Below are 10,189 nucleotides of genomic sequence, written 5' to 3'. Positions count from 1 at the left end.
ACCCCGAACCCCGAACCCCAACTATACTTGGAGCTACGTTGTACGTTATACAGCATAATTGGCCAGAAATGCCTGTATGGGCCGTTTACGTTGTACGTTATGCAGTATAAATCATGTAAATAGGCGCATTTGGAGCTTTTACAGGGGAATACACTGCATAAAGAGCAACGTAGCACACGGTACTGGTTCAAATGCGAGAAATAGACTGCATAAAATGCAATGTACTGATGAGTTTGCCGTAAAAATTGTCAGGAAGACAGATATTTTGGCGGGAGCGGGCATACATTGTAACATTGTGCTCCACTATTGCGAACAAGAGAGCAGTCACGCTATAAGCATGGCTGCTTGAGGTGTCGCTTCCGTTGCAGCCGTCCATGCCATTTAAGACTAGGAAAGGATACGAATGAATAGGACTTGGGTACAGTTGACAGTCCTATTGAGAATGGTTATCATTATATTTAACGAAACTGATAATCATTATCAATAAATATATAAAGAATTAGAGCTGGTCCTTTGTAATATCCGGCATTAAGAGCGGTAGATGTTAGATGACTGAAGCGTTTCTATAAGGAACGTACTCCAAAAAGCATATACTCACCGGGCGCGAGGCCCGGGCTGAATATAAAGGGAGGTTCAAACGTTGGGTTTGTTGTACGAAATGGTTGTGAAGAAGAAACGGTCCATGCTGCCAAGCAGCCCTGTCCATCAGACGGAACAAGAAGAACAGGAACCAAACCCGTTGCAGGCCGAGTCTATCCTTGTTCACTCGCCGAATGAGCTGAAAGACCAAAATAAGTAAGCCTTCGGGCATTACATAGCATTGGAGCTGATGTGCGTTTATGAAGGAAAGTCGCTTTAACCAGAACGGTCAGCCGGAAAACGCGGCAGATCAAATCAATCACGAAGGAAAGCCGTGGAATTGGATGCTGTTCCCGTTCTCCTCGGTTCGGGTGAGCCAGGAGTCGATTATCGCGGCTTCCGTCGGATACGGCGTGTATGAGATCGATGAGCTTGGAGAGTGGCATAAGCTGGCCGTCGGTCTGCCGCCTTCCGCAAGCGTTAACCGGCTTCAGCTTCATAGCGGCATTTTGCATGCCTGCACGAGTGAAGGGCTGTTCATGTACGAGGATGATGAATGGGTGGATACGGGGCTTGCTGTCCCCTGCTCCCAGTATCGCCTGCTTGGCGGTACCGGATATGCGGCAACAGAATATGGACTATGGTCGGAAATCCGCGGAGAGTGGCAAAAGTTCGCCTGCCCGGACAAAAAGGTATATGACTTCATGAACCTTCCGCAATATCTGGTGGTAGGCCACGAGAGCGGAATTTCACTCTATGACCGGTTCATGGACGAATGGACGGATTTCGAGCTCAATCGGGCTGTAACCAGCCTGTCGGTCCACCGCGGGCATCTGATTGGGGCAAGCGATAAGGGAGAGCTGCTGATTGGGGATAAAAGAGGACGCTTCGACCGCATCCGCTTTGGCGGCAAGTTTATTTTCTCCGTTGTCTCCATCGGAATTGATACGTACGTGTGTACCGATCACGGCTTATTCAGACTTAGCATGATGCAGGATCGTTTTATCCTGCTGTCGGTAAAGCTTGGCTTCCCGGTGACGGATGTCGAGTTACGGGACGGCCGGCTGTACATGGCGACCTTATTCCATGGCATTCAGACTCTGGATATTTAGGTTCCAATTCATTAAGTAGATGCTTTCGAAGCAAGAATTGCTTCACAATTCTTTAAGCAGATGCTTTCGAAGCATGAATTTTTCGCAAGTCGCCCGAGCATGGCGATCTAGGTTTATATTCATTTTAGGAGGTAATCATGAAAGTCATAGTAGCATACGCAAGCTTGACGGGGAACACGGAGGAAATGGCCGAAGCCATCGCCGCCGGAGCAAGAGAAGCGGGCGCGGAAGTCGTAGTAAGAGATGCTTATGATGCGGAAGCATCGGAGCTTGATCAATATGACGGCATCGCGGTTGGCGCGTATACATGGGGAGATGGTGAGCTGCCCGACGAATTCATCGACTTCTATGAAGCGTTGAGCACATTGGACTTAACCGGACGCAAGGCAGTTGTGTTTGGTTCGGGGGATACCTCTTACCCTATCTTCTGCGCATCGGTTGATATCATTGAAGAAAAGCTGAAGGAGCTTGGCGTGGAACTGGTAGCGCCCGGCATAAAGGTCGAGTTCGATCCTTCCAAGGATGAGGTTAATCAATGTAAAACGGCCGGACGGCTTGTAGCGGGCGCTGTACCGGCGGTAAGCTAGATTTGTGATCCGGAAGGAGGCGGCCGGCATGAGCGCTGAAGCGAAAGCGATGGTCATTGAAGATTACATGCTGGAGGAGCTCCTGCGATGTCCGTACCGGTACGCCAAACGGCAGGGAGCCGCGCCGTCAGCGAAGGCGGACGTCAATTGGATGCAGCTTGCCCAGCTCGCGGTCAGCCACGTGGTGAATGCATTTTTTACGACGCCGGAGGAAGAAAGGGCCAGGTTCTCGATCCCGGATATGCTGGAGCGCTGGTGGACAAACAAGGTAGCCAAGTTTGAATCCGCCGAGCACTACTGGTCCATTAAGCAGCGTCTTATTGACGGTCTTTCTCCATTATTAATGGAGGAAGCTTCGTCTAATCCGATTATTTTGTTTGAGCAGCATCAAGCGTTTGTGCCTGAGCTTCAGGCGGAGCTGATGCAAATTTTTCAGGTCGTGCTGGGAAGCGAGGAAGGCGAGCCTTCCGATTACATCGTACGGAAATACATCGTCGACGAAGACGAGGACATGATCACCTTGTTTCAACATTTAACGGCTGTTTTTTGCTCAAGCGCATTTGGCAGGCTGCCGGTACGCATTGAGGTGCTTCCTGTCCTGAGCAGCAACCGCCGGGTCCTGTATCCGACAGAGGAAACGCTTGAGCGGTCGATGGATTATATGAAGCTTGCCGTAAGCCTCATGCCGGAAGCATCGTCATCCGCCGGTCAGCAGCGCAAAGCGCATGGCTCCGCAGAATGCCGCCGCTGTCCATTCCTTGAGGAATGCCTGAGGCCGGGTGACGAGGCGACCGAAGCTATTATGATGTAAAGATAGACAGCCCTGTTCTTCTTCCGGAAGAGTAGGGCTTTTTTTCATAGATTGGATATGCCCTGGATTATAGACAAACCGCAATGATTTCGGTAACATGGCAATAGCTTTTGCGAAATTTTTGCATACATACACATCTATTGAGACAACAAGGAGAGGTTTATTGTGTCGGAGGAACTGCTGCTGACCTTTCGGTCGCCGCCGCTGCCATTTTTCATAGAATCGAATCGTAGAACCTATCAACCGGGGGAGGAGCATCCGAACCGAACGAATCTTGGGGTATTTGATCTGCTGTTCGTCCAGCAGGGCTCGCTCTATATCGCCGAGGAAGGCAAACGCTGGACGCTGAATGCCGGAGACGTGCTTATCTTAAGGCCCGACCGGTGGCATTACTCGTACAAGCCTTGCCAGGAGGAGACCGTGTTCGATTGGGTGCATTTCCAGACGGTTGGCGCTTGGGAGGAGACCGAGGCAAGCCAAGGCTCGCTGCGCGGGGACTATTATACATATGCGATCCGCCTGCCGAAAAAAATGCATTTATCGTTCCCGGACGAAGCGAAGCTTCTCTTCTCCCAGCTGCATGAAGCGGCGCAAAGCTCATCGCATGGCGCTTTCTGGGAGCGGCAGCAACGCTTTCTTCATTTGCTTCAGATGCTGGATGAAGGCTGGCGCTCGGATGCCGCGAAGGCCGGCGTATCGGTTGCGGAGCGTGCCGCCGCTTATTTGAAAATGAACTATAGAAGCATCATTACGAATACGATGCTGAGCGAAGCGCTCCAGCTGCATACGAATTACATCACCCGGTGCATGACCGAGGTGTTCGGCTGCACGCCGCAGCAATATTTGCTTTATTACCGGCTTGACCAGGCCAAGCTTTTACTGATTAAAACGGACTGGCCAATCGCAAGGGTGGCGGAGGAGACCGGATTCAGGCAGACGCCGCATTTTTCAAGGCTTTTTGCCGCACAGACCGGCATGCCGCCGCTCAAATTCCGCAAACGATTCACGAATTAATGGAAGAGAACGCATAATCATCCTGCGCATAAGCGAATACTTGGTGATAAAACCACGATCGAGGCATCTCGAAGATGGGCGACCGCGTATAGGTAGGTTTTTCGCCAGATCGAACTTCAGTTGTCGACTGAAGTCGAGTCTATTGCGGTAAAAAAGCGCAGGGGGTTATTTTACATGATTGAACGTTATTCCATTACCGCGGATGTTGGAGATATGATTGAGGCTTTTAAGGTGGAGCAGCTGATTAACTGCTATACGAACCGGTTTAATGTGGCGCCAACGCAGACCGTGTCTATCGTGATGACGGACCGCTGGGGACTTCGGACGATGCATGATGCGAGATGGGGCCTATTCCCGTTCTGGGCGAAGGATTCCGTTAACGCGGACAGCTCGATGCTGTCGAGCAAGCCGTTCTTCGAGCGGATGCTGCGCAAGCAGCGCTGTGTCGTGCCGTGCAGCGGGTTTTTCGGTTGGCAGAAGGGCGAGAAGGAGAAGGATTCCCGCGCGATGCATGTGGTTGTGCCGAACCGCAGAGTGTTCGGGATTGCGGGCTTCTTCGACGTATGGCGGAATTACAGCGGGCAAGAGGTGCGAGCCTTTACGATGATTACGGCTCCGGCAACCGGAGCGATGTCGCAATGGCAGCCTAACGTGCCGGTCATTATGGACGAAGAAGGCGTAGAGGACTGGCTCAACCCTCGCATTTCGGATTTTCGCTCGCTTCGCAAGCATTTGGAGCCCATGGACAGCTACCGGATGAGAGCCTATCCGGTAACAAATGCCGTGAACGACGAAGCTTACGAGTCGCCGGACTGCATCCGGGAGATTCGCCCGGATTTTGCGTTGAAATGAGAGAAAGGGACTGTTCCCCGGCAGCCAATGGCTTGCGAGGGACAGTCCCTTTGTTTTGGTCGGATCGTTTAGAACCGCGTCAAGAATAGGATTAACCTAACCGGATTGCGATCTGCGGAACTCATCCGTTAATAACGGAACAACCTCGAACAGATCCCCGACGATGCCGTAATCAGCGACGCTGAAGATTGGCGCGTCGGGGTCTTTGTTGATCGCGATAATAACCCGCGATTGGCTCATGCCGGCAAGATGCTGGATGGCGCCGCTTATGCCGCAGGCAATATAGAGCTGCGGCGTAACGACCTTGCCGGTCTGCCCGATCTGCAGGGCATAGCCGCAGTAACCGGCATCGCAGGCACCGCGGGAGGCGCCAACCGCGCCGCCGAGCACGCCGGCAAGCTCCTGCAGCGGCTCGAAGCCCGCCGTGCTGCGCACGCCTCTGCCGCCGGAGACGACAACATCGGCTTCGGCGAGATCAATCTGGCCGCCGGCGCGGCGCACAAGCGAGCGCACGGCGGTCAGGAGCGGCGGCACCGTGAACGGCAGCGCCTGCACGGTGCCTTGGGCTCCGCCGGCCGCCGTCTCGGCCGGCTCGAAGTTGTTCGGCCGGATCGTGACGACCCACGGCCGGCCCGGGGTGAAGCTGCGCCGCTCGAACGCCTTGCCGGCGTAGAGCGGCCGCGTGAACACGCCATCGGTTTCATCGATGGCGGTAACGTCTGCGACGTGGCCGGCGCCGATGGCTGCGGCCACGCGGGGCGCGAGCTCGCGCCCTATAGCGGTATGGCCGAGCAGCAGCGCGTCCGGCCCCACTGCTTCTATGGCTGCGCGCAAGGCGGCGATGTACGCCTCGGGCGCGAAAGCGCGAAGGGCCGGGTCGTCCGCGACATGGACGACATCCGCCCCTCGCGCAGCCAGCGCGGCTGCTTCATCGGCCGCGCCGCCGGGGGCAGCGAGGACGGCGTGGACCGAGCCGTCCGCTCCGGCCAGCCGCCGCGCGGCGCCAAGCGCCTCAAACGCCACGCGGCGCAGCTTGCCGTCCCGGGACTCGGCGAACACGAGTATCGTTCTTCCCATTTCATTTCTCCTCCTTTGTTGCAGGTCGAACTGCAGCTTTACTCAAATCTCAAAACGTTGCACAAAGTAATCTTCTGTTTGAATTTCTTTCTTTGAAGCTATCCACCTCGAGGCTAAGGTCCCTCAGGGCTCTTAAGCTGCCTGAAAAGTGTGCAGACAGCCCCGTTAAGGTCCTTTAGAGACCTTAATGATTGGGACGAGAGAAAATAAGCCGCGCAAATGGTCTATTGTCGCGAGGTTAAGGTCCGCCAGGGCTCTTAAGCTGCCGAAAAAGTGAGCAGTTAGCCCTGTTAAGGCCCTTTAGGGACCTTAATGATTGGGACGAGAGAAAATAAGCCGCGCAAATGGTCTATTGTCGCGAGGCTAAGGTCCGCCAGGGCTCTTAAGCTGCCGGAAAAGTGAGCAGACAGCCCCATTAAGGTCCTTTAGGGACCTTAATGATTGGGACGGGAGTAAATAAGCCGCGCAAATGGTCTATTGTCGCGAGGCTAAGGTCCGCCAGGGCTCTTAAGCTGCCGAAAAAGTGAGCAGTCAGCCCTGTTAAGGTCCTTTAAGGACCTTAACGATTGAGACGGGAGAAAATAAGCCGCGCAAATGGTCAATTGTCGCGAGGTTAAGGTCCCTCAGGGCTCTTAAGTTGCCGGAAAAGTGAGCAGACAGCCCCGTTAAGGTCCATTAGGGACCTTAATGATTAACAAGGTAAATGAGCCCCGCACCTACCTACTGCGGCAGCTGCCCCTCCGCCTGCAGCAGGCGGATGAGCTCCGACGCCTGCTCGCCCGGCGTCCCCGCCAGGCGCCGGCCGGCTGCGCGCGGCGCCGGCGGGAACAGCGCAAGGCGCGAAGTCCTCGCGCCTTCGTCCTCGCCGCCTGCGGCGGCCGAAACCCGGGCGAGCGGCTTCCGCTTCGCCTTCATAATGCCCGGCAGCGATGGATATCGCGGCTCGTTCAAGCCCTGCTGCGCCGTGATAAGCGCGGGCAGCGGAATCACAACCGTCTCTGTGTCGCCCTCCACGTCGCGCTCCACCACAGCAAACCGCGCCGCCGACGCAGCGCCCGGCGGCAGCTCGCCGGATGCCTTCGCCTCATCCGACCCGGCAATGCCAAGCTTCACCGCGGAGGAAGCATGCGGCAATCCCAGACGCTCCGCGATCTGGAGCGCTACGCTGCCGGAGCCGCTGTCGACGGCGAATAAGCCTGCGAGCAGCAGATCCGGCTTAAGCGGCTCGATGATCTTCGCCAGCGCAGCGGCCAGCGCGAAGCTGTCATTACTTTCGACGGTGGCGCTGTCCAGCCGGATCGCCTCGTCCGCGCCCATCGCAAGCGCCGTCCGCAGCGCTTCCTCCGAGCGGTCGCCTCCGCAGGAGACGACGCGCACCTCGCCGCCATGCTGCTCGCGCTGGCGAAGCGCTTCCTCCAGGGCGTATTCGTCATAAGGATTGATGACGAGCTTGGCATCCGCTTCCGCAACGGCGCCATCCTTTACGATAATTTTTTCTTCCGTATCAAACGTCTGCTTGAGTAGAACGACAATGTTCAGCACTGCAGCAACCTCCTCAGACTATAATTCCAAGCTTGAAGCACGTCCTCTTCTGACTATTCTGCATTCCCGCACAGCATGGCTCATGCCCGCCGCAAGGCTCGGCTTAACCGCTTTCCATCAGTGCTACGATATGAGGCAGAGCGCCTAAATAGACCGTCCGGCCCGGCGAAAGGGGCGGCATGTTCATGCTTTCCAGCTCATATACTGGAGCACCGCGGTATTTTGAAAATAAGTTGTCTCTTAAAAGCTTGTCCGAATCGAGGGCTGCAAAAGGGGGCGTGGCCATTGCTGGAATGGTGGTCGGCAGATGAGGTGACAGCTGCACTCAGGTGGATTTTGTTCGCGGCGGTAACAGGGGTTGCCGCCGTGGCTTTTGCGACGGTCGTCTTGCGCAGGGTGGGCTATATGAAGCTTGGCCGGGCAGCAGAGCATGAGGCGATGCCAACGGATGAGCGAAGGAAAAGGGCCGGACGTCCCTCGGTTTCAGGGCAGGTGCTTGGGCACAGCAAGCTGCTGCGGGATATCCGGAGCGGTATCATGCATTTCATTTATTTCTACGGCTTTATCATTCTGCAGTTTGGAGCGGCGGATCTTATTTGGAAAAAACTCAGCGGTCATCCGATTCCGTTTCCCTTCTACGGGCAGTTTGCCTGGTCGCAGGAGCTGACGGTATCGCTAGTCCTGCTGGCTGTTTTGTACGGGGCTTTCCGCCGTTATGTCGAGCAGCTGCCGAGGCTGAAGCGGGGCTGGAAGCCTTCGCTTGTTCTATGGTTCATCGGCGGCCTCATGGTAACCATTCTGCTGACGCTTGCCTTCGAGCGGCTGTCGGGGGATCCGCATGCTGCAGAAGGCCGTTATGCGCCTGTTTCCTCCGTGCTCGCGGATTGGATCGGGATGCTTGGCGTGCCGACCGGCAGCATCGCGTCGGAAGCGGGCTATGAGCTGTTCTGGTGGCTGCATCTGCTGGTGCTGCTGTCTTTCCTTGTGTATGTGCCGCAGTCAAAGCATTTTCACCTGCTGACGGCTCCCGTTAATTTGTGGTTGGGGCGGAATGCGCCGGTAGGCAGGCTAGCGCCGCTTAATCTGGAGGATGAAGACGCGGAGAATTTTGGCGCGGGCAAAATCGAGCATTTTACGCAAAAGCAGCTTCTCGATCTGTATGCCTGCGTAGAATGCGGCCGCTGCACGAATGTGTGCCCGGCGTCCAGTACCGGCAAGCTGCTGTCGCCGATGCATCTGATGACAAAGCTTCGGGATCACCTCACGGAAAAAGGCGCCGCCATCACGTCCAAGTCGCCTTGGATTCCAACGGCTATGGGAGGGCGGGTTGCCGGTGCGCATGTGATGGGAGCGCTGATCCCGGTGTGGGAGGACAGCCCGGAAGGGAGTGTCACCTCGATAATCCCAACGATGACGGCGCAGAAGCAGGCTTGGGGTGCCCGGGAAGGCGCAAAGGCCGAAGAGCTGGAGCTGATCGGAGACGTGATGACGGAGGAGGAGCTGTGGGCCTGCACAACCTGCCGCAACTGCGAGGAGATGTGTCCGGTTGGCAACGAGCATGTCGACAAAATCATCGATATGCGCCGCTATCTCGTGCTGATGGAAGGACGCCTGCCGTTCGACGGTCAGCGCGCCCTGCAAAATATCGAGCGCCAAAGCAATCCATGGGGACTTCCGAGAGCGGAGCGCGCGGCATGGATTGACGATTGCGAGAACCGTACCGGCGTCCGAGTCAAGACGATGCAGGAGCTCAAGCGAGCGGGAGCGCCAAAGCCGGACTTTCTGCTGTGGGCGGGGTCCATGGGCTCGTACGATACGCGCAGCCGGAAGGTGCTGTACGATCTCGTGCGTCTGCTCGACCGGGCGGGAATATCCTTTGCCACGCTTGGTCTGGAGGAGCGGAACTCGGGCGATACGGCGCGCCGGATCGGCAATGAGCTTCTTTTTCAGGAGCTGTGCCGGGAAAATATCGAGACCATCGCCCGTTACGGGGTGACCCGGATCGTAACGGCTTGCCCGCATACATTAAACACCTTCCGCAAGGAATACCCGGACTTTGGACTTCCGTCGCACGTCAAGATTGAACATCATACCGAGCTGCTTGCCGGCCTGTTGAAGGACGGACGGCTCAACCCCGAGTATATCGTGAACGAACGGGTGACCTACCATGATTCCTGCTATCTTGGCCGGTACAACGGCGTTTACGATGCGCCGCGCGAGGTGCTTAAGGCCATTCCGGGCCTTGAGCTTGAAGAGATGGCAAGGAACCGCGAGAACGGGATGTGCTGCGGGGCCGGCGGCGGACTGATGTGGATGGAGGAGCAAAGCGGCGTCCGCGTGAACCGTGCCAGAGTCTCGCAAGCGCTGGAGGTGCGTCCGACGGTCATTGGTTCAGCCTGCCCGTACTGCTTGACGATGATGGAAGACGGGCTGAAGCTGCTGGAAGCCGACGAACGGACAGCGGCCCGCGATGTGGCGGAGCTTCTTGCGGCAAGCGTGTTCGGCGGGGAGAGCGCTTGAGTGTGGTTGTTCTTTAAACAAATGCTTTCTATTAACTCATGCTTACGAAGCAAGAATCATCACGAACGGCCAATATTGGCCGTCAGTGTGATCAT

At 56.1% G+C, this 10,189-nt stretch carries 9 protein-coding genes; 7 read left to right on the top strand and 2 right to left on the bottom strand.

The window, feature by feature from the left end:
* Nucleotides 1-640: 640 nt before the first annotated feature.
* The 6 genes from M3194_RS20675 to M3194_RS20650 all read left to right on the top strand — a co-directional run bounded on the left by M3194_RS20675 (nt 641) and on the right by M3194_RS20650 (nt 4,955).
* A complete protein-coding gene (locus M3194_RS20675) occupies nt 641-799 on the top strand; it encodes a hypothetical protein (protein WP_251655977.1) in 159 nt (52 codons plus the stop codon).
* Nucleotides 800-839: 40 nt separating this feature from the next.
* Entirely contained in the window at nt 840-1,691 is an 852-nt protein-coding gene (locus M3194_RS20670) for a hypothetical protein (RefSeq protein ID WP_251655976.1), read from the top strand.
* 137 nt (nt 1,692-1,828) lie between these two features.
* Complete coding sequence (locus M3194_RS20665) at nt 1,829-2,278, top strand: flavodoxin (RefSeq protein WP_251655975.1); 450 nt, start codon at nt 1,829-1,831, stop codon at nt 2,276-2,278.
* 28 nt (nt 2,279-2,306) lie between these two features.
* Nucleotides 2,307-3,089: a hypothetical protein gene (locus tag M3194_RS20660; protein ID WP_251655974.1), complete on the top strand. Its 783-nt coding sequence runs from the start codon at nt 2,307-2,309 to the stop codon at nt 3,087-3,089.
* 165 nt (nt 3,090-3,254) lie between these two features.
* Nucleotides 3,255-4,103, top strand: coding sequence for a helix-turn-helix domain-containing protein (locus tag M3194_RS20655; RefSeq protein ID WP_251655973.1), 849 nt, complete (start codon nt 3,255-3,257; stop codon nt 4,101-4,103).
* Between the two features lie 174 nt (nt 4,104-4,277).
* The gene (locus M3194_RS20650; RefSeq protein ID WP_251655972.1) at nt 4,278-4,955 is read left to right on the top strand and encodes an SOS response-associated peptidase; all 678 of its coding nucleotides are present in this window, start codon (nt 4,278-4,280) and stop codon (nt 4,953-4,955) included.
* 96 nt (nt 4,956-5,051) lie between these two features.
* On the opposite strand, the gene M3194_RS20645 is transcribed toward M3194_RS20650, so the two are convergent.
* Complete coding sequence (locus M3194_RS20645) at nt 5,052-6,032, bottom strand: electron transfer flavoprotein subunit alpha/FixB family protein (protein WP_251655971.1); 981 nt, start codon at nt 6,030-6,032, stop codon at nt 5,052-5,054.
* A 720-nt stretch (nt 6,033-6,752) separates the two neighbouring features.
* On the bottom strand, nt 6,753-7,571 hold the full coding sequence (locus tag M3194_RS20640; RefSeq protein WP_251655991.1) for an electron transfer flavoprotein subunit beta/FixA family protein: 819 nt from the start codon (nt 7,569-7,571) through the stop codon (nt 6,753-6,755).
* Nucleotides 7,572-7,859: 288 nt separating this feature from the next.
* Between M3194_RS20640 and M3194_RS20635 the strand changes: the two genes are divergently transcribed.
* Entirely contained in the window at nt 7,860-10,094 is a 2,235-nt protein-coding gene (locus M3194_RS20635) for a (Fe-S)-binding protein (protein ID WP_251655970.1), read from the top strand.
* Nucleotides 10,095-10,189 lie beyond the last annotated feature (95 nt).

The sequence above is a fragment of the Paenibacillus glycanilyticus genome, assembly GCF_023715145.1.
Taxonomy (GTDB): Bacteria; Bacillota; Bacilli; order Paenibacillales; family Paenibacillaceae; genus Pristimantibacillus; species Pristimantibacillus glycanilyticus_A.
The sequence above is the reverse complement of the archived record's forward strand: the minus strand, read 5'-3'. Positions and strand labels throughout refer to the sequence as shown.

Bases quoted from the DNA above. Each gene is read 5' to 3' on its own strand.
- M3194_RS20670 (WP_251655976.1), top strand. From the start codon at position 840: ATGAAGGAAAGTCGCTTTAACCAGAACGGTCAGCCGGAAAACGCGGCA.
- M3194_RS20665 (WP_251655975.1), top strand. From the start codon at position 1,829: ATGAAAGTCATAGTAGCATACGCAAGCTTGACGGGGAACACGGAGGAA.
- M3194_RS20660 (WP_251655974.1), top strand. From the start codon at position 2,307: ATGAGCGCTGAAGCGAAAGCGATGGTCATTGAAGATTACATGCTGGAG.
- M3194_RS20650 (WP_251655972.1), top strand. From the start codon at position 4,278: ATGATTGAACGTTATTCCATTACCGCGGATGTTGGAGATATGATTGAG.
- M3194_RS20645 (WP_251655971.1), bottom strand. From the start codon at position 6,032: ATGGGAAGAACGATACTCGTGTTCGCCGAGTCCCGGGACGGCAAGCTG.